The following is a 22,402-nucleotide window of genomic DNA, read 5'->3' on the forward strand; positions in this document are numbered from 1 at the left end:
CGTCACAATCCGCCTCTAATGTTTCTTTGTTTGGTAGTACGCAACACACGCCTCTCCAAAAGCCGTGAACAGTCGCTGGCTCAGGAGATCAGTTGAGGCGTGCCATTCGGGGTGCCATTGCACACCGATTTGCAACGTCGGCGCGCCGATGACCGAAGCCGCTTCGACCAGTCCGTCAGGCGCCCATGCCTCGCGCCTCAGTGCGGCGGCAAGCAGCTCGATGCCTTGATTATGCAGGGAGTTCACTTGCGCTTCGATGGCGCGCACGATCGGAAAGAGCGCACCATCAGGAGATATCCTCACGCTGTGCGCGGCATCGTACTGACGGTCTCTTGGACGATCTGGTTTCTCGGCATGCATCAGGCCACTTCCCAGTCTCCACTCAGCAAGCGATGGATGGAGAGTGCCGCCAAAATAGACGTTGAGCTCCTGAAGCCCGCGGCAGATGCCCAAGATCGGCATTCCGAGCGCGATGGCGCTCCCAATGGCTACCGCAGAGAGCCTATCCCGCGGGCGGTCACGAATTCCACCATCAACGTCCTGTTGGTCAGCCGGCGGAAGTGATGCAGGTGCCTTCAAGACGGCAGGGTCAATATTCGATTCATCCCCTGTCAAAACCAGACCGTCGAGCGCGCCCATGATCGCCAGGCCGACCTCTAGCCTCACATCTTCCGCGTCGATCGTCGGCAATATGACGCATGCCACGCCCGCATGATGAAGGAGGGCCTTGAGGTATTTTTGCCGTAGCCAGTCGCGATGCACACCATCGACCAAAAGACGGTTCGAGGTGACGCCGACCACGGCGCGAGCGTTGTCTGAGCGTTGCAATGTCACGCCACGTGCCCCTTCGCATGGGCATCAGCAAGCGATTGCTCATACAAGCGTCGATTTCGCTCCTTCAACTGAGTTATGACACTGGGTTGACCTTGCGGCCCCTTGACGAAGAGCCCTCCCCAGCTCGCGGCAACCTTTGCGTAACCCGGATCCTGCATCCGGATCTTCTGGGCCTTGTGCAACAGCCAGAATGGGATACCCGGCGAGAGGTGATGCTCGAGGTGATACTCGTCCAGGTTTTGTCCAAGGATCGCCCGCTCCAGGAAATTGCCTTTCCGATTCCTGGTTAGATAGACGTTCTTCGTTTCGCTCTCGCACATCGGCGAGTGCTCGGCGAGCTCGACAAACCAGCCAAGAACCTGAAACGTTGTGAGATAGGGGACGATCCAAAACAGGATCACGATGTGGAGCAGCCCAAGAGCGTATGATCCGGCCAGGATGCCGATCCAGAAGAGGTAAAAGCCATACTTGTCGACAAGTATGCTTGACCGGCTCTGGTCCTCGGAATCTGTGATCGAAAACCGGTTGGTCCAGAGATACTTCAGGTAGGCCAGTGTCGCGCCACCAAATATCGGCTTCCAGATGATATTGAAGGCGTACCGCTTGGGAGGCTGGACGTCGTAAACACCATTGGCCATGAAGAACTTCAGGTCGGGATCCTTCTCCGGGTCGCCGAGATACGGATGATGCAGATAGACGTGCGAGATCCGGTAGGCCCAGTGGCGCTGGAACAGGGGATAGGCCGCGAACAGAATGCCGAGGACGTAGTTCCAGGTCGTGTTCTTCGCGAGCGTACGGTGAGCCGCATCATGAGCGATCGTCGTCAGGCCGCGCTGGTAGGCACCGATCAGAAGAACGGCGAGCGGGTACAGCCACCAGGAGACGCAGAGCGTCGCGAGCGTGCAAGCGGCAATTACAGCGTAATCCTTGGCGATGTAGATCGCTCCCATCACATTGTCCGGCCTCAGCTCGGACAATTGCTTATTGATCTCCCGGCTGAACTGAACAGCCTCATAACGAGACGACCTCAGTTTCCAAGCGTCTGCCTGATTCATGAGAACCTCCTCCTGATCGCCTTACAAGTTGTCAGATTGCGGAAAGCGCCCTGTCCAGATCGCGCACGATGTCGTCGACATCTTCGATGCCCACGCAAAGTCGGATCGAGCCGCCAAATATGCCGGCGGCTTCGCGCTTCTCCCGCGGAACAGTGGTGTGGGTGGTCGAAACAGGATGCGTTACGAGCGTACGGGCGTCCCCGACATTCGAGACGTGATACATCAGGTCGACATTCTGGATGAATTTCCGCCCGGCCTGCTCGTCCTCAACTTCGAACATGACCATCGCGCCGTGTCCGTATGCGGGATTGAGTGTCTGGTCGACAGTTTCCCGATCGGCTCCCTCGAACAGCCCCGGGTAGAAGACGCGGCGCACTTTTGGATGCTCCTTAAGAACGTCGGCCACGATCCTGGCGTTTGCGCAGTGCTGCTTCATGCGAAGGGGCAGCGTTTCAAGGCCTTGGATCAGCTGAAAGCTCGCAAAGGGGGCAATGGCCGCGCCAGTATCGCGCAACCAGGTCATGCGAGCCTTCAAGAGAACCTCGCTTTTTCCGAGATCGTCGACATCTTGCAGCGCGTTGCGCCAGATGATCCCGCCATGCGCCTCGTCAGGACTGTTGAACAAGGGAAAGCGAGAGGCGCCGCGGTAGCTGAACTTGCCGTTGTCAACGATCAGACCGCCCAGCGTTGTGCCATGGCCGCATATGTATTTCGTAGCGGAGTAGGTCGTAATCGCAGCACCGAGATCTGACGGCCGACATACCAGCGGGGTCGTCGTATTATCCACCACCAACGGAACGCCGTGCTTTCGGCCGATCTCAGCCAGCTGTTTGACCGGAAGCGGAATCAGGCAAGGATTTGAAATCACCTCTCCGAACAGGCAGATCGTGCGATCATCGATGGCACGTTCGAAGGTCTCGGGCCTTCGGGGGTCTGCCGTTCTGACGCTGATACCAAGACGCTTCAGCGTGTTATGGAGCAGATTCCACGTGTTGCCATAGAGATACGGTGAGGCGACGATATTGTCCCCCACCTCGCCGCTTGACAGGTTGACGATGGCAAGGAAGGTTGCCGCTTGACCTGATGCGACGGCGAGCGAGTCGCTTCCCATGTCGACCGCGGCATACCTTTTTTCCAGCGCGCGGGTCGTCGGGTTGATGATCCTCGTATAGGTGAATCCATCAGCCTTGACGTTATAGACGTCCGCAATGTGATTCAGATCGCCATCAAGTTCGTAAGCCGTGTTCTGATAGATCGGCACTGCGACAGCTTTCGTCACCGGATCGCGTCGGTAGCCGGCGTGCAGAACAGCAGTTTCGGCAGAGAACGGCAGCTGCGAGTCCTTTGCGAAGGACGATGACATCTCGACCCCACGCTCGCAGGCCTGGCGGGTTGACGGCGTCCCCATGGATGAAGCCGGGCCGGACCGAAAATATGTACGAAAGGCGCACCCCAACTGCTCGATCCAACTGGGCTGGATCTCGCCAATGCAGCCGACCCGAAAACTCCGCGTCGCAAGATGCAGCTTCGAGTAGATATAAAGATTGTGGGCCGCCAAGTGACGATATAGCCCATCGAAGCCTGCCTGATCCGCGATTCCGGACGGCGCGCTGAACGCGACGCAGACCGGAGACTGCAATTCGGCGGATAGCAGCGGAGACACTACCCCTTCGAGTTCTTGGACGAGATCGTCTCTGACCTTCTCATACCTGCGGCGCCTGGCATCAATGCCCTCCCCCTCCAGAATCTCCAAAGCCTTCGTTGTTGCCTGAACGATGTGGGTGGGTGGGGTCGATCGCCACTCTCCGGTACGCTCGAGCGAGAGCCATTGGTCTCTCACGTCGAGCACAAATGACCTTGGTTCTTGAACCGCTTTTTCCAGCAGCTCGCGAGACGCGATGACAAAAGCTACTCCTGGCGGCCCTTCGATGCACTTATTGCTCGATGTGACCAGGACATCCGGTCCACCACGGCTTAGGTCGATGTCAATCGCGCCAAAAGAGCTCATGCCGTCGACGATCGTCTTCACACCACGCCGCCTCGCCTCCTCTATGATCGCGTCAAGCGGATTGACGATTCCGGTTGTTGTCTCGCAATGCACAAGACATAGGTGAGTAACGCCGGGATTTCGGCTCAGCTGCTCGGCAACTTCCTGGGGGTCCAGGGGCTCGGTCGCTCGCTTGACAAGCTTCAGCGCTTCGACGCCCCACAGCCGCAGAATCTTGAAAATGCGCTCGCCATAGATGCCGTTTATGCAAACGAGCGGCTTGTCGTTCCTGGACACGAATGAAGAGAGCGCGGCTTCCATTGCAAAGGACCCGCCCCCCTGAATGGGGACCACCGAATAGTCCTTGGCACCTCCCAGCAGATTGAGCATCAGCCGCCTCATGCGGGCGGTCACTTCCTTGAACTCACCATCGCGCGATGCGAGGTCGAGCAGCATCTGGCTCCTGACCGCCAGCGACAGCGACAATGGACCAGGCGTCAGCAGAGAGCGTTGTCTAGTCACACCAATTCCCCTTAAACCGTATTCGTCGATGGATCTGAAGCGCGATGATGCGACCTCACCCCCTTGGGCGCAGGCTTTCTCGATTCATCTGCTGCTGGGAGAAACACCATAGGCGCGGGCAAGCATCGCCAGCAGCCCACCACATCATGCATGCAAGGATTTGAGCGCCATCGCATTGCTAGCTAGGCGTCGATCGGTTTACGCCAAACCGTGCATTCAGGCGAACGTTGAGGTTCGGACGAACGTGCACATCGGGTCCATCGCGTGCGGATATCGATCCGCGCCTGACGGACATGATGCGTTCCGTTGCTGATGAGCCTGATCCTGCGTGAGCCTGAGACTTGGGACATTCGCATACTGTCACTCGTTGGAGAATTCGGGACGTTGACGACCTTTGCCGTCCATTTTCAGATCGTACAACTTGACGTTAGGTGCGTTTCAACCCTCTCCCGAACTCTTCTCGTGTGAATTTTTTCTGACGTGCACCTCCAAAAGGAGCGATAAGCCAACTCGAGCGGCTGAACGATGTGATTTGCGGCAAGCGAGCTCGGAGTTTTCATAGTTCGACGTCAGGATCGTCCCGCAGTCCATCATCACGGCGGTGGGCGTGTCGTGGTTGACGGCTGATCCAGAGTGTCGCCGCGGGGAGTGCGCCGTCGTGGAGCTCGAATGCTCAACTCGATCGCGGAGCAGCTCAACGGCTTGCGGACCGATGAGCCTGCCCGCAGTCATGAGGCGTTTGACCTCGACGGCTAGCTCCTTCGAGCCGTTCTGCTCGGTTGGCTCCTCTGCTAGATCTGCCAAATGTCGAGCGCACTCTCGATCCGGCGTCCGGCTCGAGGCCGGTGTCGCTCAAGCTCAAGACAGAGCGTCGAAAATGCCGGAAATCGAGCCAGCGATAGCCTCGCCCTTAGCGTCTACCCCCTCGCTGGGGCCGTTAGCGGCCTTGGGTCGAGTTTTTCCCCACGAGAACTGACGCCAGCAAGCTGCAGGCTCATTGAGGAGGTGAGCGGTCCGGCATGAATTGAGTGTGGGGGGCGACCCGCGTCGCGAGCCTGTCCCGCGGCTTTCGCATTGTCCCCTGCCGGCCCGCCTCGTGCAGACATGTTCACAGCCAGCCCCGCAGACGGCCCTTTGAAGCTCGCGCGCAGGTGAGGGATACGGCCCAAACTGAAGACAGCGCGCCGGAGGGTAGGCCTAGCGCCCGAGCGTCGGGACAGGCTGCTCCTGCTTCCCAAGTCAATGTACTGGCAAACAATTGCGCCGGATGCGGCTAGACCCGGAGGAACGAGTTGCCCTTCTTCATCGTGCGCGAGAGATCGAAGCTGGATGTCCGAGACGCCGGCAGCTCGGTTACGAGAGCCTAGGCATGACGCTAGTCGGACGCGCGGGAAACGGCATCAAGCGAAACTTCAAGCTACTGGAAGTCGGACTTCCTCTCTGGCCTTTGTCCTGGCGTCATAGATTCTGACCTGGAGCATGGGACGGCGCTTCTTGAGCTCCTGGGCTCCTGCGAAGGCCCCATCCCTGGTTGCGAATTCGGTTTTCAATTGACCGTCGATTTCGAGCACATAACCAGAAGCGGGCAATCGACGTGTGGACGCAACCATTTTGTTCCTTTGGAGCCTGAGTCTGATTGATGCCTTTGCTTAACCTGAGTCGCCGTGGCCGGGCCAGCAGGTTAGTGGGGGGCATCTCCTGCTATCGATGGTGCGATGCGAGGTGACAGGTTTGACGAACACTAACGGCCAAGAATTGCGCGAGCCATCAACACATCGATCACGGCCTGGGCCATTTGCTCAGGTGTCTGCTCCATGGTCCTGAGATGAATTTCGGGTCTTATCGGCGCTTCATAGGACGCATCGATGCCGGTGAAGTTCTTGATCTTACCGGACTTCGCCTTTGAATAAAGACCTTTGGGATCGCGACGCGCGCATTCTTCGATCGGCGTATCGACAAAGACTTCGACAAACTCCTCCTTGCTGACCAGACTGCGCACCATGTCTCGTTCGCTCCTGTGGGGCGAGATGAACGAACAAATTACGATCAAGCCACTGTCCGCCATCAGCTTGGCAGCCTCCCCGGCGCGCCGAATGTTTTCCATGCGGTCGACCTCGGAGAAGCCGAGGTCCGCATTTAATCCGTGCCGCAGGTTGTCCCCATCCAGCAGCATGGCATGCCGGGACATTGCGAACAGCTTTTGATCGACGATGTTGGCAATCGTCGATTTTCCTGCGCCGGACAGGCCGGTGAACCAAATGATGCAGGGCTTCTGGTTCTTGAGGTCGGCCCGCTCCTTCCGTCCCACTGCAACGGGTTGCCAAGCGACGTTGGTCGCCCGCCGCAGTGGACATGCGATCATCCCGGCCGCGACCGTACGGTTTGTATACCGGTCGATGACGATAAATGATCCGGTCTTGCGATTGGCCTCGTAAGGATCGAACGCCGCAGGCCGGGTGGTTGATATATTGCAAAAGCCGATCTCGTTAAGGCCAAGCGTCCCGGCTGACAGGTGCTCCCGTGTATTGACGTCGATCCGATGATTGATCGCGGTAATGCTGCCGGCTATGGTCTGCGATCCAATGCGCAGAATGTAATTGCGCCCGACAACGAGCTGGTCCTCATCCATCCAGATCAGATGAGCGGCGAATTGGTCGGCGAGCTCCGGCCGCTCGGTCGGACGTGCCAGGAGATCGCCACGGCCGATATCGATTTCGTCTTCAATGGTGATCGTGATTGCATCGCCGGCCTCGGCGCAGGTACGCTGCGACGACGATGTCGTCGCCCACCGAGATGCTTCCCGAAGCCACGGACCCGGCGTAGCCGCGGAAATCCAGGTCCGGCCGGTTCACCCACTGTACTGGAAAGCGGAAGGCCTGCCCGGAGCTGTCGCACCGGATATCAATACTCTCCAACTGGCCGAGCAGGCAGGGACCATCGTACCAGTGAGTGTTGCCGGAGCGGTCGACGACATTGTCGCCGTACCTGGCAGAGATCGGGATCGGAACGATCGATTCGAAGCCAAGATCGCTGGCAAAGGCCACATAGTCGGCGACGATCCGATCAAAGCTCTCTTTGCTGTAGTGGACGAGGTCGATCTTGTTCACTGCCAGGACGAGATGGCGGATACCAAGGAGCGAACAGATGAACGAGTGGCGCTTGGTTTGAACCAGCACGCCCTTGCGGGCATCGATGAGGATGATAGCGAGCTGGGCGTTTGAGGCGCCCGTTGCCATGTTGCGAGTATACTGCTCGTGGCCGGGCGTCTGCATCTCTGCGACGATGTCTTCGATCGTTCGTCGCGTCGGATTCAATAGCCCCGCTCAACGGATAGCAGCCCAGCGTGCGGAAACGGATCATCCGCATTTGTGGCGTCTCGCCAGACCGAAGCGGCAATCGCTTGTCGTCGATCATGATCGTCGCGCCATTTCGACGCACGATCGGTCTTTGCTTGGCGAAGTAGAGCGGGACGACCGGGATCTTCTCGCACATAATGTATTCCCACACGTCGAGCTCAGTCCAGTTTGACATCGCAAAAACGCGCATGGTTTCGCCCTGGCGAATCCGCGTATTGAACAGGTTCCAGAGCTCCGGCCGCTGATTGCGGGGGTCCCAGACGTGCCCGGACGAACGGAAGGAGAGTATCCGTTCTTTTGCGCGGCTCTTCTCCTCATCACGCCGGGCGCCGCCAAAGGCGGCATCGAATTCGTGGAGGTCGAGCGCCTGCTTCAGGGCGTCGGTCTTCATCACCCGGGTATGAAGCGCGGAGCCGGAGTCGATCGGATTGATCCCGCGCGCGATGCCCTCCTCGTTTACATGGACGATCAGGTCGAGGCCGAGGCGCTTGGCTGTCGCGTCCCGGAAGCTGATCATCTCACGAAACTTCCAGGTCGTGTCGACGTGAAGCAGGGGAAACGGGAGCTTTGCGGGATAGAAGGCCTTGATCGCAATATGCAGCATCACGCTCGAGTCTTTTCCGATCGAGTAGAGCATGACCGGCTTTTTGAACTCGGCGACCACGTCACGCATGATTTCGATCGATTCAGCTTCGAGACGGCGCAGATGTTTCGGCAGCATGTGTCTTCTACGATGCGGGATCTTTAGTTCGTTCAGTACCGCGTTTGCCTTGCGATAGGCCCGATAGGCGTTGCAGCGATCGGCTGCCTGCCATAGCGCATCGGCGTCCACCGGGTCAAACAGCGGATAGCGTCCATCCTTCGTTCGGCGTCTGCCAGCAACCAATCGAAGCGCGGCTGGACACGCGAGCCGGCGGACTTACTTCCGCTTGCCAGCTAGACAACGAGCTCGATAAGGCAGGCAGCACATTTTGACCATAGTCCTGGGAGGATCATCGCTCGTGATTGTTGCTCCCCTCCTTGAGCCGCACAATCTCGCCCCGCAGCGCCTCGATAACGGCGTCGCGATGCCGAACGGCCTCTTGCAGTGCACCTCGATCCGATTCCGAAGCCAAGAGTGCCATGCGCAACTGCGCCTCCATCGAACTCGTCAGCTCCTGATTTTGGTCGAAGTCGGTTCCGGATAGATGCTGCGCATCGTGCCCTGTGGACGCATTTGGTGTGGAGCATGAGTTCTCGATTGGCCGCCGAATGCCAGGGGTCAGCTTACCGGGGTTGGCTGAAATGCTCGACCATGCCCGTTCCTTGCTGAGGCGCAGATCCCACCACATTCGAAATATCTGACGATATAGCTCGGTGACCTCGCGCCCTTTATCAACCACCGCAATTCCGCTTCATATCCGAGCTGTATCATCAGCTCGACGCCGATCAGATCGGTTATCGTTTGCATCTCTTCGACGCTCAATTGGACCTGCCACGCGTCGACAGACTTCTCATCGACGGTCCTTCTTTCAAGGATTTTCCGATCTCCAAAGCTGCTGGAGTGAAGATAATCGGCCCGAGCCGTCGACGTAGCTGCGGTGTCTTTTGGATCACAGCCAAGGCCAGCGATGAGACGCTGGATTTCCTCCTCCGGACACGCCGCCAGGCGTTCGTACTGCACCACCATCGTCTGCCGGCGATCGCGGTGCGCAGCGAGTTTGGGCAGGCCGAGAACCAGATCAGCAAGCGAAGAGGCAATAACGTCAGGCAGGCGGAGCATGAGATCAGCAAGCGAGGACAAGCTGACCGAACGGGAGCTTTTCGCCTGAAGGGGGACTCCCCAAGTCGACTTCAGGGATGCGGCAATGGCGTAGGGATTGCGCATCAGAAGAATATGCGGCGCCTCAGGATAAAGAAGATCCAAATAGTCGAGCACCATCCAGTAGCGTGGTGTCTTGTCCACGATGATGCGCTTGCCCGCCGAGGACAGATACGCACCGTACGCCGCATCCGCAAAGGCACGGCTGACGGCAGCGCGATCGATCCTGCCCAAGAACTCGGAAGTTGCCGTTTCGATCAGAGATGTTCCGGCCGGGTGACGATGGTCCACCCTGCCAAACGCCTCAAGAGCCAGCATGAGCCAAGGCTCTGGTGGAGCTGTAATTTCCGGATGCTGTTGGAGCAAATGCGCCAACAGCGTCGTTCCGGACCGTGGAAGGCCGAGCAGAAAGCAGACCGTGGCCCCGCGGTTTGCATCCTGGCTCAAAATACCGCTCCTGATGCGCTCGAGGAAAGCGCCCCCCGGACCACACACTTGTTCGCTCGAGGACGACGGCGGCCGCGCAATTTCCCATCGGCCGATCGCTCGCGACACTTTGCCATACGAGGAGGGAGGCGCCTGCAATTCATGGTCTGAATCCGTCGAATTGATGAATCGCGCAAGCGTTTTTGGCAATTGCAATCGGCAGCCTGCCGCCTACTCGCAAGGCTAGTTGTGACCAAAAGCCCGCTCAACTATACGAAGGCAAGCCGCCGATATGGAATCGGATGAGAAGACTATACTGCGGTTTATCGGGCAACCACCACACAACACTGTTGGCGAAGGCGTGAAGCGACGACACTAGCCCCAGGCAACCGAGCGTCAAGACGTATCGTCTCGGCTTCGGAAGCAATTTGCATTGGCTTCGATGATAGCCCACCGGCGGACCTCGTCGTTGAACTTGCCTTGTCGCTTATCGATCGCTTTCTGCATAATCGGCCCGATCTCATCGAGGCTGATGGTCTGCGCCCAACGGCTCGCGGTGCTGGACATTGCAGTCCGACCGCGTGGGAAGAGCAAGTCGTATCCTTTAATCAGAGGGAAAGATGGCGCGTCGAGATTTCGCGACACGCGGCGCAGATGTTCTAACGTTCCTCGCTCGAGACTTTGACCGCTCGATGATCCGGCAAAGGAGTGAGCAAGCCGGCGAGTAACCAATGAAGCAGACCATGGACGTCTCGTTGGTAGGGGCATCAATCTTACCGGCGTGTGGGATCGACCCGACAAGTGGATGCCGCCGGTTCGTCAAGACAATGAGCGCTCTGTTGCCGCAACTGCTCCGGCCAGTTCATGATTGGCACACTCCCCTTTCGTCCGTACCGTACCAAGCATTTGATTTGCCTGCTCTTACGGCGTTGTCGCCACTTCTCATTCGCGCTAAGGCAAGCTGGTAAAAGATGGAACCAGAGCTTCGATGCCGCCGGATTTGCCTGGCCCAGCAAACGCGCTTGGCAGTACCTCTACTGACGAACTGGAGACGATCCGGCCGTTCATGTGGGAGATCAGATCGATCAGTGCGTGGCTCGAAGAGCTTGCGAGATCCCGAGCCGATGTCCTTGGCATCACCGGGCCACAGTGGATGATCCTGATGGCCGTGGCCTATTTGGGGAAAGAGAATGGTGTCCCCGTCAACATGGTTTCAAAGTTGATGCACGTCGATCCTTCCTTCGTCACGACCCATTCAAAGCTGCTCGAGAAAAATGGATTCCTGCGGCGCAAGCACTGCGCAAGCGACGCTCGGGTCGTGCAGATGACGCTGACAGCCAAAACTCGTAAACGTCTGGCATCTTTGGCAGGGCAGGAAGCACTGGATGAGCTCGCTTCTGATGAATTCGGGGTTAACGGATCAAGCGAGTTCATTGCCAAGCTGGCTGCAGTCAGGCGTCGTCTGGAGAAGGTCTACCGCGAGAGCGGTTCTGGCCTTCCGAAGACCAAACGCACGTCCGTCAGAAATGATGCCACGTAGCCATGTCAACGCTTCCAGTCTTCGAGTTTTCCTTGAAGCAGCGCCGACGAAGGTGGTTGTGGTCCGTGCATACCGACGAGGGCAAGCAGATGATGACGGGCTCAGGGCGCAGCCGCTCGGCCGCCAGATATCAAGCCAACCGAGCGCTGTTTTTATTGCTGCTGAGCGCGCCGTATCGTTCCGAAGCTCGAGCTCACCAGCAGGCTGGGCGGGGCACTCTTGCGCCCAAATGATCTTCGAGGAACGCCCCACTCGCAAGGTTGTTTCTATCGGCTAACCCGTGGGCCCATGACTGCGCCGCGTCCCAATTTTTGCAGAATCCACTCTTAGGCCATAACGACGACCTTCTCAACTGTGGTCAGCCAAAGGGGACCGTCGCAGTAACAACGAGGTAGCTACGAGCCGACCCCTGATGAAAGCTGAACATTCTTGAGCGGTTTCGGGCGCGTCGTCTGTACAGACCTCGATGTGGCGGGAGCTGAATCTCGCGCTTAAGCAAATCGCGCAGAGCTGGCTTAGATCTGCGGGCTCATGTGACTTAGCGTGTCACCAGCTTTTTGCCGAGATATTGCCACAAAGCGCTTTCCAAAAATCTCATCGAAGATGCCGGACGCTCGAGGCCGCTCCGCCATCGCCAGGCTCCGCCCAGCACGTGGTGTGAAAAGCCCATCTTCATCTGCAAATCGATCGTCGGTCGAAGCCACGAAGATCTTTGACGCGCCGCCGATCGTGGACACACACGCCCTGCCCTGTGTTGGAGAAGCTCCTTGTTGAGGTAACCGCCCCTAACGTCGTAGGTGAGAAGCTCTCCTCTCATCAGCCAGCTGAGGACTCCGGGACCTCGTCAAAGCTGATCGGCTGCAGAACCAAGCGGCCAGTCCTCTGGCAGGTACACGCCGAGAAGCAGACCAGACGTTCGTCGTAGCAGGAATGCAGACTGTACTCACTGAGTTCGCTGGATTCGATCACCTCACTTTATAAAGCTCCGACAATGCTACGTTCTCGGACAGCAGCAACAATCGCGGCGCTGAAATCGATAGGAAATTACCCGGGCTCGAAGCTGGTTGATCAACGGTTGGGCGGAACCAGCTGTTGCGACACAATCCAACAGCCAATAAGGGCGGCCCGGGAGCCGCCCTACTGTAGCAATCAACAGCGCAGCCCAATTAGCTACCGCTGATGTCCCAGTCCGATTCCGAGATGTAAGGCCTTCTGGCGTAGCGCACCGACAGAGCGTTTGGTCATTTTTGATATTTTCGTGACCGGGGTCCGAGCCTTTGAATGGACCTTGAGTTCTTTGATATCTGCCTTAGTCCACTCGCGCCGCTTAACGCGTTTCTTGGTTGCTTTTTTCACAATGAATGCTCCTTTTGAGAGGAGCGGCTTCTAACATAGTTTTTTCACAGCGACGACCGTAAAAAGGAGGCAAGCATAGACCTCGCGCAAAGGTGCAAGGCTCTGTCATGTGTTCAGAAGCAATAGCTACAGCGCCTTCCCAGTTGTTAGTTTCGTGGAGGTTTTCGTATCGAGAAATTTGGCCATGAATTGGCGTATCCAGTCTCCTAATTGACACATCGTTGTTGGAACCTAGCAGGTTGTTACAAGTCTTTGAAACACCATGAGAAAGGGAATTGCGATTAGCCAGAGAACTTCAGGTAGGGTCGAGATTTGTATCCAGCTCAGAGGGGATCAGGCATTGAATCCGGCAGACACCATCGCGCTCTCATACTATGGTCATCGATAGCGAGTGGGCCACTGAGCAGCCGCTGCTGATCACGGCGCCCTGCCGCCATCAACAGGCTGCTAACCGTCCGACCTTCGCCTGTCCCACAGTTGCGGCGGTGGACCGCCTGGACGGGCGAGTTAGTACTCGCGTCGACGCCCGCTTCCACAAATGCGCTGGTCCGTTGGCACTATTTGGACCGGCACTGGAGGCTGATCGGGCTCCTCATCGGCGATGGCGCGCCAGGCCGCGCCGTCGAGATCGTCATATTGGCCGCTCTTCAGCGACCACAGAAAGCCAAGCAGACCGAGGAAGCCGAGTGAAAGGGCGAGCGGAACCAGATAGATCAGCACTTCCATCAGAGGGCCTCGCCTCTTCGCGCCCGCAGCGCGTTAAGCATGACCAGCACCGACGAGCATGACATTGCCGCGGCGGCAATCAGCGGCGTCACCAAGCCGGCGATCGCAACGGGCACAGCCAGGACGTTGTAGACGACAGCAAGACAGAGATTCTGCCGCATCAGCCGCAGCGCCCCGCGCGAGGCAATGACCGCCTTTATCACGGGCCCAAGATGCGCACCGAGGAAGATCGCATCAGCGACCGCCTGGCTCATATGGGTAGCGGTGACAGGCGACATCGAGGCATGGGCTGCTGCGAGCGCGGGCGCGTCGTTCAAGCCATCGCCGACCATCAACACCTTGTATCCCCTGCTCGTCAGATCTTCGACCCGGGCGACCTTGTCCGTCGGCGAGACGTTGGCCCGCCACTTGTGAATGCCAAGCGTCTCGGCCGCCCGCCGAACAGCCGGCTCGCGATCCCCGGAAACGATCTCCACCATGATGCCAAGGCGTGCGAGGCTTGTGACGACCTCGACCGCGTCCGGCCGCATCCTTTGCCTGATGGCAAAGACATGCCTCGCCTCGCCGTGGCTGAACGCGACGACGGAGGCCTCGGGATCATGGCACAGGATCTCGTCAGCGAGGCTGTCAGCGCCGCAGAACAAGGGGCGGCCCAGCCGGATCGGCGCGCCCTCATAGTAACCGCGGACGCCCCGTCCCGGCTCCTCTTCGATATCGGCCAACGGCTCGTTTGCGCCGGCAGCACGCGCCAGGGCGGCGGCGACCGGATGGCGGCTCGACAGCGCCAGCCGGCCCGCCAATTTGACGACATCCTCGGGAATGCCAGCGAGATTGGCGACATCGAGTTCAGGCAGCGTCAGCGTCCCGGTTTTGTCGAAGATCACCCGATCCACCTCGGCGATACGCTCGATTGCATCCCCGGCATTGAGCAGCACGCCGGAACGGAACAGTGCGCCGGCGGCCACCGTCTGCACCGCGGGGATAGCCAGACCCAGCGCGCAGGGGCAGGTGATGATCAAGACTGCGATCGCCGTGACCACCGAATTATGAAAGGTGGCGCCAGAGGCAAGCCAACCCAGCATGGTCAGGAAGGCCGTGATGTGAACGATCGGCGCATAGAGTCGCGACGCGCGTTCGGCGAGGCGCAGATAGCGCGAGCGCGCTTGCAGGGCATGATCGAGCAGCCTGGAAATCTCAGCAAGCAGTGTGCCGTCCGAGGTCGCCGCTGCACGGACGCGCAGGGTGCCGGACCGTACCAATGTGCCGGCGAACACCGCGCTGCCGGGCGTCGCGATCGCCGGCAAAGTCTCGCCGGTAATAAGGCTTTGATCGATCTCGGAGCTTCCCTCGATCACGTTGCCGTCGACTGTACAGCATTCGCCGGGGCGCACCAGCACGATGTCCCCCGGCTTGATCGCCGCCACCGGAACGGTTCTGATCTCGGTCGGGCTAATGAACTTCGCCGCAGTCTCCGCCTTGAGTGCTGCAAGGTTGCTGGCGAAGGCGCGGGTGCGTCGCCTCATGTTCTGGTCAAGATAGCGACCTGCGAGCAGAAAGGCGATCAACATGATCGCCGCATCGAAATAGGCGTGCTCGGCATGAGCGATGGTCTCGATCAGCGATGTCGCCAGGGCGAGCAGAATGCCGATGCTGATCGGAACGTCCATATTGGTTCCGCGCGCCCGCAGCACGGCAAAAGCGGAAGAGAAGAATGGTTGCGCACAATAAGCCGCGGCCGGCAGGACGATCAGCGCGGAGAGCCAATGAAAGAAGTCGCGCTGTTCCGGCAGCATATCCGAGACATTTCCGGACCATACCGGGATCGACAGCATCATCACGTTCATCGCGGCAAAGGCGGCGACGCCCAGCCGCCGCAGCAATTCCTGCGCTCTCTCCGCCTCCAGCGTCTCCGCATTGTCCCGCTGGAACGGATATGCCCTATAGCCTAATTCGGCGAGCCGCTTGACAAATAGAGCTGGATCGAGGGCTCCGGCCTTCCATTCGAGCGCCAGCCGATTATCGGTGAGGTTCACGCGTGCCGAGGTCACATCCGGAATGCTCGACAGATTGCGCTCGATCTTGCCCATGCAGCCCACGCAACTGATCCCCTCCACCGCAAGGTCAAGCTGGAGACGGCCCGCGCCTGTCCTCTTCAGAAAGTGAGAAAAGTCGATGTCGGACTGCATGTGCACACGCTCTCAATTCAGGACGATGCGGTTCTTCGACAGAAACATGCGGCGGTCGTCATCGTCGCCCTCGATCACGAGATCCCACTGTCCGACAGCGACGCCCGAGGCGCTGCCGCGGTAGATCCCAGCATTGGCCTGCGAGACATCAATCGCCCGATCGGCCCGGCGGTCGACCGGGCGCTCGAGGCGGGCCACGAAATTCATTCCGGCGAGAGGCGCACCTAGGCGGTCGCGCGCCTCGATCGCAAGCTCAGCTTCACCATCCGACTGCCGGTGGATGTATACCTGCACCTGCCAGTTTCGCTCGTTCTGCTGCCGTGCCGCGATGATCTCGCGCTGATAGGCGAGGCTCGCACGATAGGCGCTGTCAACCTCCGTCCCCGGCAGCGTAACGATGGCAAAGCGCATCATGACCAGATTGGCGCCGATCACGACCGAAAAGAACGCAAGGATCGCGATCAGGACGAAGCGCCCGGTAATGGGCCACGTGACTTGATTTGATGCGGTCATGGTCACATCCCGTCAGTGATCGTCAGGGGAGAACAAAATGATCCGATGCGGAGGCGACCTCGCCGAGGCCAAGGTCGGTGACCCGAAACCTCACCGGCATCGAGCGTTCCGCCATGCCGTCAACCGGCGCCGTCAACAGCACACGCAGTTCTGTCGTCGTATCGCGAGCCAGGACGATCATCGGCCGATCCACGGTCACCGAATCGGCGCCGACGACGTGGACGGACGTCTTGGGCGGCCCATCGATGTCGATCGCGATTACCCGATCGAAGTCGCGCCTGTTGAGCAAACGCACGGTATAGGCGTTGCGAACCGATCCATCGCTGAGTCTGACAGCCATGGGATTACGATCATGCAGAACGCTGAGATCGAGCATCGTTCTCGACAACAACTCATAAACCATCACCGCGCAGATGATCGTGATCAAAAAGGCATAAACGAGCGTGCGCGGGCGCACCGGCTTGAACAGCTCCGGCTTGCCGTCCATCCGCCGGCGGATATTGATGTCGTTGTCGTAACCGATCAGGCCGCTTTTGCGCCCGATCTTCTTCATGACGGCATCGCAGGCATCGATGCACAGCCCGCACTGGATGCAGCCCAGCTGGGCGCCATTTCGTATATCGATCCCGGTCGGACAGACCGCCGCGCATTGATTACAATCGATGCAGTCTCCGACCCTTTCGCCGCGTGCGCGCAGATCGAATGATTTCTTCAATGAGCAGCGCTGCTCGCCGCGGTCGTATTTGTAGGCGACATTGAGGGCCCATTCGTCGGTGAGCGCGGCCTGGATGCGCGGCCACGGGCACATATAAACGCAAACCTGCTCGCGCATGTAGCCAGCCAGCAGATATGTCAAAGCGGTCAGGATCCCAATCCAGATATAGGCGGTTGCGGGCGCTTGGAACGTTGCCAGATCGTGCACCAAGGTCGGCGCGTCGGCGAAGTAGAGCACCCAGGCGCCGCCGGTCCACCAGGCAATCATCAACCAGATTGCGTGCTTCAGCACGCGCTTTGCCGCGCGCCCTGCTGTCATCGGGCGCGCGGCGGCCTTCAGCCGCTCGCGACGGTCGCCCTCGACCCAGCGCTCGACCGCATAGAACAGGTCGGTCCAGACCGTCTGCGGGCACAGATAACCGCACCAAATCCGCCCGCCCAGTGCGTTCATCAGGAACAGCACGATGGCAGCAAGCACGAGCAAACCGGTGAAGTAATAGAGCTCTTGGGGCCACAGTTCGATGAAGAAGAAGTAGAACCGCCGGTTTGGAAAATCGAGCAACACCGCCTGGTCGGGAGCGCCGAGGCCGCGATGCCAACGCACGAAGGGCAGCAGATAGTAGATCCCCAGACACACGACCATCAGCCGCCATTTGATCGTGCGGAAAGTACCGCGGACGCTCTGCGGATAGACCTTCCTATGGGCTGTATAGAGGGGTCCATCCTCGTCACTCACTGGCTCATCGAGCGAAACGGTCTTGTTTACGGTGGGCTTCATGACCGACCTGACATCGGGCGCGGATGGCTCGCGTTGATCCTGGGTCACCGGCGCGCAGGTTTTGCGGCGCATCTCGCCTATTGTCCGCCGCCGAGCGAATGGACATAGACGGCAAGTGCCCTGACTGTGATGGGATCGAGCCGCCCGCTCCAAGCCGGCATGATGCCGGCGCGGCCATAGCTGATGGTCTCGACCAGCGTGTCCTCGTCCGAGCCGTACAGCCAAATCCGGTCAGTCAGATTCGGTGCGCCGAGCGCCTGATTGCCTTTGGCGTTCTCGCCATGACAGACCGCGCAATTCTCGGCAAAGATCTTGGTGCCGGCCGCAGCATCGAACTTGGCTGCCGTGGTCAGGCCTGACAGCGATCGCACGTAGTTTGCTACGGTGACAATCTCGGTTTTCGTGAGAATGCCGTCGCGGCCAAAGGCCAGCATTTGTCCCTCATGCGCCTGGGCATGCCCGGAACGTGCGCCGAACTGGATGGTCTGCAGGATCTGGTCGAGCGATCCGCCCCACAACCAGTCATCGTCATTGAGATTCGGATACCCCTTGGCACCCGCGCCACCGCTCCCGTGGCATGGCGCGCAATTGTCCGCGAACACCGTCTTGCCGCGCGCGCGAGCCAATCCCAGCAGGGCCGGATCCTTCTCGATCTCGGTAAGAGACGCTTTGCCCAGCACGGCCATCTTCTCGCCGCGCAGCTCCTCAAGACTTGCGAGGTCGTTGACGACGCTGGCGCGGGTCGAATAATCAAACACGCCTGTCGTGTAGCTTGAGAGGAGCGGCCATGCCGGATAAACGACCCAGTAGCCTATCGCCCAAAGGATTGTGGCGTAGAAGCTCAGAATCCACCAGCGTGGCAGCGGCGTGTTGAGTTCCTTTATACCATCCCATTCGTGCCCCGTCGTGGAGCGGCCGGAGATGTGATCGATGTCGTTGTGCTCGGTCATGATCTGTCAGTCCCGGCGCAGCGGCATGCGCGCCGCAGAATCAAAACGCCTCTTGTTGCGAGGCCACAGCGCGTAAACGACGATGGCTATGAAGATGCCGACGAACAGCGGCGTCCAGAGCGTCACAACGAAGCTCGATGCCAGATTCTCGATGGAAATAACCGCTTTCATCAGAGGATCCTTCAGCGCAGATTGGCTTTTTCGTCGTAGAGCTTGAAATCGATCAACGTGCCGAGCATCTGCAGGTAGGCGACGAGCGCATCGAGTTCAGTCGGATTGCCGGCCCTGCCGTCGAAATTGCGCACAGCGGCCTTCGGGTAACGCTTCTGGAACGATTCGACGTTCGCGCTGTCAGGATCGAGTTGCGTCTTCATGTCGGCGACAGCGTTCTTGATCTGGTCCTCGCTATAGGGGACGCCGATCGCCCGATTGGTGCGCAGATGTGCGACCATGTCGGTCAGGTCGACCTCGGTGTTCGCCAGCGACGGATAGCCCGGCATCACCGATTGCGGCACGATCGCGCGCGGATTGGTCAAATGCGTGACGTGCCATTCATCGGAATATTTCCCGCCAATACGTGCGAGGTCCGGGCCAGTCCGCTTCGAGCCCCATTGAAACGGATGGTCATACATGCTCTCAGCGGCCAGCGAGTAATGCCCGTAGCGCTCGACCTCGTCGCGTAACGGCCTGATCATCTGCGAGTGACAGACATAGCATCCCTCGCGTACGTAGATGTTGCGGCCGGCAAGCTCGAGCGGCGTATACGGCCGCACGCCGTCCACCGCCTCGATCGTGCTCTTGAGGTAGAACAACGGCGTGATCTCGACCAGGCCACCGATCGCTATCACGGCAAGGATGCCAGCGATTAAGATGATCGAGTTCTTCTCAAAGATCTTGTGTCGGTTCCAGAGCGACATGCGATGACCTATTCCGCGACCTGGAGCGCTCGAGCGTCCTGGATTTGATCAGCTTCCCGCGCATTCACCGTCATCCAGAGATTGGCGGCCATGATCAGCGCGCCGATCAGGAACAGTGCGCCACCCGCGGCACGGATGATGTAGAAGGGATGCATGGCCTCGACCGACTCGATGAACGAGTACTCGAGGAAACCGAGCGAAGTATAGGCGCGCCACATCAGCCCCTGCAGGATGCCGGACACCCACATCGCGGAGATGTAGAGCACGATCCCGATCGTGGCGATCCAGAAGTGCCAGTTGACGAGCTTGAGGCTATACAGCTGTCGATTCCAAAGCCAGGGAATCAGACAATACAGCGCGCCGAATGATACGAAGCCAACCCAGCCCAGTGCGCCCGAATGCACATGGCCGACCGTCCAGTCCGTGTAATGGCTAAGCGAGTTGACGACCTTGATTGCCATGGTGGGACCTTCAAATGTCGCCATGCCGTAAAAGGCAACCGAGACCACGAGCATACGAAGTACCGGGTCGGTGCGGAGCTTGTCCCAGGCGCCCGAGAGCGTCATCATGCCGTTGATCATGCCGCCCCATGAGGGCATCCACAGCATGATCGAGAACGTCATGCCCAGCGTCTGCGTCCAGTCCGGCAGGGCGGTGTAGTGCAGATGGTGCGGTCCGGCCCAGATGTAGAGGAAGATTAGCGCCCAGAAATGGATGATTGAGAGACGGTAAGAATAGACCGGCCGTTCGGCTCTTTTCGGAATGAAGTAGTACATGATCGCCAGGAAGCCGGCGGTCAGGAAGAAGCCGACCGCGTTATGGCCGTACCACCACTGAAACATGGCATCCTGCACGCCGCCCCAGGCAATGTAGGATTTCGAACCGAACACCGATACCGGCAATGCGGGATTGTTGCCAAGGTGGAGCACCGCAATGGTGACGATAAAGGCGAGATAGAACCAGTTGGCGACGAAGATATGCGGCTCCTTCCGCTTCAACAGTGTCGCCACGAACACAATGAGATAAGTGATCCAGACAATGGTGAGCCAGAGATCGGCGTACCACTCCGGCTCGGCATATTCCTTCGACTGGGTGACACCGAACAGATAGCCAGTGCCTGCGATCAGAATGAAGAAATTATAGCCAACGACCACAAACCATGGCGCCAGATCGCCAGCCAAGCGGGTGCGGCAGGTCTTTTGCACGACGTAGAACGAGGTCGCGATGAGCACGTTTCCGCCGAACGCAAAGATCACAGCCGATGTGTGCAAGGGCCGGAGCCGACCGAAGCTCGCCCAGGGCAAATCAAAATTCAGTGCAGGCCAGGCAAGTTGCGAGGCGATCAGCAGACCGATGGAAAAGCCTGCAATGCCCCAGAACATCGCCAGCACCGAGGCGAATTTGATCGGACCGAGATTGTAGTTCGGTCGGCCATTGATCTGCGCCGGCGGTAATTGCGCCGGCCGTTCGTAGTAGCGATTGAGGATGACGCCCGTTGCGGTCAGACTGGCGGCGGAAGCCAGCAATGCGTGGAAGGTAAACGCAGAATCGTGCCCCATCGCTCCGGCGAAAAAGAAGACGTAGGCAGAAACTGCAAATACCGACATCAGGCCTGCTTCACCCATCGTCGTGGATTTCGAGGCAAAGGATGGGCTTGTCATGGCTTGGCCTTCTTTGAAAGCGGGATGCTTGGGGAATTATTTCCGGCGAGCTAAGCGATTGGGTTCATCAATCGCAAAAGCGCTGCGGGAGGCCGTCGTCGACCTCACGACCGAGCGCGCGCAGGGTTTGTTCGTTGGGGCAGTCTTTCAGCGGATTTCGATAGTTCCCTGTTTGGAGGTTGGCGACGCAACGGGCTTTGGCCTGACATAGGCCGCATACTCGCTGCAGATCGCGCAGTACGTCGCCATGGCGGGCGGCAAGCGCATGCTCGGAAAAACCGGCAAGTGCGAGGCGCTTGCTCAAGAGTTCGGGAGAGCCCGGACTTTGTGCCAGGGTTCGAAAAGCGGATGTAGACAGATTAAGCTCGCGCGCGATCGCATCGATGTCCTGCGGGCTCAAGCAAGCCAGCTCGGACGTCCGAGACAGGCTCGCTCGCAATCGGCTGAGCAAATTCCTAAACCGCCAAGGACTACCGATATGTGCAGGTTGGCTGACCATGTGTCATGTCCCTCGAAGCAGCCATAGCTGCTGGAGGCAGGTTTGTTTTTGACCTGCATCAAATGTAAGAGCAAATCGTTCGATCCGGATCGCTCTACCCCGGGGCGCCTGCGAGACTGCGCCGAGGCCCATTTCGTGTTGCGGGCAACAGCCCGCCTGCCGCATTAGCGACAGCATCGCGAGCTCCTTCGAATCGACTCGGCGCGATGTTTTAAAAGATCGCGCTTGAACTCGCGGATTGACCATCGCCATGAAATTCGCAAGGACCTGCGCTAGCCGAACTCAGGCTAGCCGCCCCATGCCGGGGGCAACGCAGGCGGGGTTCGAAGCTCCATCGCATCCGCGAAAATGGTCCAATCGCGGACACCTTTTTGCTTGCAAAAGTCGCTCTCCGCTTGCTGTGCAGCAGCACTCAGCGATGCGGCATCGACCTTGAACGCTGCCTGACAGGCACGATGCTCGTGGCCGGTATCGTCACAGACGGTCTTAATGAAGCGAACGTTAAATGAAGGCATGACTACCCTCTTGCGGTGGGTTTGCTTATCCGTGCCTATTCTGCCATTAGCGCGCGGAGAGTATTT

At 58.9% G+C, this 22,402-nt stretch carries 17 protein-coding genes and 1 pseudogene; 1 reads left to right on the forward strand and 17 read right to left on the reverse strand.

Annotated elements, in window-relative coordinates:
• Nucleotides 1–15: 15 nt before the first annotated feature.
• The 7 genes and pseudogenes from JEY66_RS33465 to noeE all read right to left on the reverse strand — a co-directional run bounded on the left by JEY66_RS33465 (nt 16) and on the right by noeE (nt 10,110).
• Entirely contained in the window at nt 16–834 is an 819-nt protein-coding gene (locus tag JEY66_RS33465; protein ID WP_016841943.1) for a gamma-glutamyl-gamma-aminobutyrate hydrolase family protein, read from the reverse strand.
• Nucleotides 831–1,889, reverse strand: coding sequence for a dhydrorhizobitoxine desaturase (gene rtxC / locus JEY66_RS33470; protein WP_016841944.1), 1,059 nt, complete (start codon nt 1,887–1,889; stop codon nt 831–833). Before rtxC ends, JEY66_RS33465 begins: the two co-directional genes overlap by 4 nt.
• A gap of 31 nt (nt 1,890–1,920) precedes the next feature.
• Nucleotides 1,921–4,332, reverse strand: coding sequence for a 2-aminoethylphosphonate--pyruvate transaminase (locus JEY66_RS33475; RefSeq protein WP_016841945.1), 2,412 nt, complete (start codon nt 4,330–4,332; stop codon nt 1,921–1,923).
• Between the two features lie 1,807 nt (nt 4,333–6,139).
• A complete protein-coding gene (gene cysC, locus JEY66_RS33480; protein WP_016841948.1) occupies nt 6,140–7,027 on the reverse strand; it encodes an adenylyl-sulfate kinase in 888 nt (295 codons plus the stop codon).
• Between the two features lie 91 nt (nt 7,028–7,118).
• Nucleotides 7,119–8,475 (reverse strand): annotated as a pseudogene (gene cysD, locus JEY66_RS45535) (sulfate adenylyltransferase subunit CysD).
• 271 nt (nt 8,476–8,746) lie between these two features.
• Nucleotides 8,747–8,896 carry a hypothetical protein gene (locus tag JEY66_RS33495; RefSeq protein WP_016841951.1) on the reverse strand — a complete coding sequence of 50 codons (150 nt, stop codon included), beginning with the start codon at nt 8,894–8,896 and terminating at the stop codon, nt 8,747–8,749.
• Nucleotides 8,897–9,015: 119 nt separating this feature from the next.
• Complete coding sequence (gene noeE / locus JEY66_RS33500; RefSeq protein WP_334453155.1) at nt 9,016–10,110, reverse strand: nodulation protein NoeE; 1,095 nt, start codon at nt 10,108–10,110, stop codon at nt 9,016–9,018.
• An 859-nt stretch (nt 10,111–10,969) separates the two neighbouring features.
• On the opposite strand from noeE, the gene JEY66_RS33505 reads away from it, so the two are divergent.
• A complete protein-coding gene (locus tag JEY66_RS33505; RefSeq protein ID WP_018270242.1) occupies nt 10,970–11,521 on the forward strand; it encodes a MarR family winged helix-turn-helix transcriptional regulator in 552 nt (183 codons plus the stop codon).
• A gap of 1,863 nt (nt 11,522–13,384) precedes the next feature.
• Here JEY66_RS33505 and ccoS read toward each other — a convergent pair.
• From ccoS to JEY66_RS33555, 10 genes are all read right to left on the reverse strand, one after another.
• Nucleotides 13,385–13,603, reverse strand: coding sequence for a cbb3-type cytochrome oxidase assembly protein CcoS (ccoS, locus tag JEY66_RS33510; protein ID WP_018270241.1), 219 nt, complete (start codon nt 13,601–13,603; stop codon nt 13,385–13,387).
• A complete protein-coding gene (locus JEY66_RS33515) occupies nt 13,603–15,789 on the reverse strand; it encodes a heavy metal translocating P-type ATPase (protein WP_016841956.1) in 2,187 nt (728 codons plus the stop codon). The genes ccoS and JEY66_RS33515 overlap by 1 nt, the downstream gene beginning before the upstream one ends.
• Before the next feature lie 12 nt (nt 15,790–15,801).
• Complete coding sequence (locus JEY66_RS33520; protein ID WP_016841957.1) at nt 15,802–16,302, reverse strand: FixH family protein; 501 nt, start codon at nt 16,300–16,302, stop codon at nt 15,802–15,804.
• 22 nt (nt 16,303–16,324) lie between these two features.
• Nucleotides 16,325–17,794 carry a cytochrome c oxidase accessory protein CcoG gene (gene ccoG / locus JEY66_RS33525; RefSeq protein WP_026192394.1) on the reverse strand — a complete coding sequence of 490 codons (1,470 nt, stop codon included), beginning with the start codon at nt 17,792–17,794 and terminating at the stop codon, nt 16,325–16,327.
• Between the two features lie 77 nt (nt 17,795–17,871).
• Complete coding sequence (ccoP, locus tag JEY66_RS33530; RefSeq protein ID WP_018270238.1) at nt 17,872–18,744, reverse strand: cytochrome-c oxidase, cbb3-type subunit III; 873 nt, start codon at nt 18,742–18,744, stop codon at nt 17,872–17,874.
• 6 nt (nt 18,745–18,750) lie between these two features.
• A complete protein-coding gene (locus JEY66_RS33535) occupies nt 18,751–18,915 on the reverse strand; it encodes a cbb3-type cytochrome c oxidase subunit 3 (RefSeq protein ID WP_016841961.1) in 165 nt (54 codons plus the stop codon).
• An 11-nt stretch (nt 18,916–18,926) separates the two neighbouring features.
• Nucleotides 18,927–19,661, reverse strand: a complete 735-nt coding sequence (gene ccoO, locus JEY66_RS33540; protein WP_018270237.1) for a cytochrome-c oxidase, cbb3-type subunit II — start codon at nt 19,659–19,661, stop codon at nt 18,927–18,929.
• An 8-nt stretch (nt 19,662–19,669) separates the two neighbouring features.
• A complete protein-coding gene (ccoN, locus tag JEY66_RS33545) occupies nt 19,670–21,322 on the reverse strand; it encodes a cytochrome-c oxidase, cbb3-type subunit I (protein WP_026192393.1) in 1,653 nt (550 codons plus the stop codon).
• A gap of 67 nt (nt 21,323–21,389) precedes the next feature.
• Nucleotides 21,390–21,722, reverse strand: coding sequence for a hypothetical protein (locus tag JEY66_RS33550; protein WP_125459132.1), 333 nt, complete (start codon nt 21,720–21,722; stop codon nt 21,390–21,392).
• 386 nt (nt 21,723–22,108) lie between these two features.
• On the reverse strand, nt 22,109–22,336 hold the full coding sequence (locus tag JEY66_RS33555; RefSeq protein ID WP_075968369.1) for a hypothetical protein: 228 nt from the start codon (nt 22,334–22,336) through the stop codon (nt 22,109–22,111).
• Nucleotides 22,337–22,402: the final 66 nt, after the last annotated feature.

It is taken from the genome of Bradyrhizobium elkanii USDA 76, assembly GCF_023278185.1.
GTDB classification, from domain to species: Bacteria; Pseudomonadota; Alphaproteobacteria; order Rhizobiales; family Xanthobacteraceae; genus Bradyrhizobium; species Bradyrhizobium elkanii.

Bases quoted from the DNA above. Each gene is read 5' to 3' on its own strand.
- rtxC (WP_016841944.1), bottom strand. From the start codon at position 1,889: ATGAATCAGGCAGACGCTTGGAAACTGAGGTCGTCTCGTTATGAGGCT.
- JEY66_RS33475 (WP_016841945.1), bottom strand. From the start codon at position 4,332: ATGCTGCTCGACCTCGCATCGCGCGATGGTGAGTTCAAGGAAGTGACC.
- cysC (WP_016841948.1), bottom strand. From the start codon at position 7,027: ATGGATGAGGACCAGCTCGTTGTCGGGCGCAATTACATTCTGCGCATT.
- JEY66_RS33495 (WP_016841951.1), bottom strand. From the start codon at position 8,896: ATGGAGGCGCAGTTGCGCATGGCACTCTTGGCTTCGGAATCGGATCGA.
- JEY66_RS33505 (WP_018270242.1), top strand. From the start codon at position 10,970: ATGCCGCCGGATTTGCCTGGCCCAGCAAACGCGCTTGGCAGTACCTCT.
- ccoS (WP_018270241.1), bottom strand. From the start codon at position 13,603: ATGGAAGTGCTGATCTATCTGGTTCCGCTCGCCCTTTCACTCGGCTTC.
- JEY66_RS33515 (WP_016841956.1), bottom strand. From the start codon at position 15,789: ATGCAGTCCGACATCGACTTTTCTCACTTTCTGAAGAGGACAGGCGCG.
- JEY66_RS33520 (WP_016841957.1), bottom strand. From the start codon at position 16,302: ATGACCGCATCAAATCAAGTCACGTGGCCCATTACCGGGCGCTTCGTC.
- ccoG (WP_026192394.1), bottom strand. From the start codon at position 17,794: ATGAAGCCCACCGTAAACAAGACCGTTTCGCTCGATGAGCCAGTGAGT.
- ccoP (WP_018270238.1), bottom strand. From the start codon at position 18,744: ATGACCGAGCACAACGACATCGATCACATCTCCGGCCGCTCCACGACG.
- JEY66_RS33535 (WP_016841961.1), bottom strand. From the start codon at position 18,915: ATGAAAGCGGTTATTTCCATCGAGAATCTGGCATCGAGCTTCGTTGTG.
- ccoO (WP_018270237.1), bottom strand. From the start codon at position 19,661: ATGTCGCTCTGGAACCGACACAAGATCTTTGAGAAGAACTCGATCATC.
- ccoN (WP_026192393.1), bottom strand. From the start codon at position 21,322: ATGACAAGCCCATCCTTTGCCTCGAAATCCACGACGATGGGTGAAGCA.
- JEY66_RS33555 (WP_075968369.1), bottom strand. From the start codon at position 22,336: ATGCCTTCATTTAACGTTCGCTTCATTAAGACCGTCTGTGACGATACC.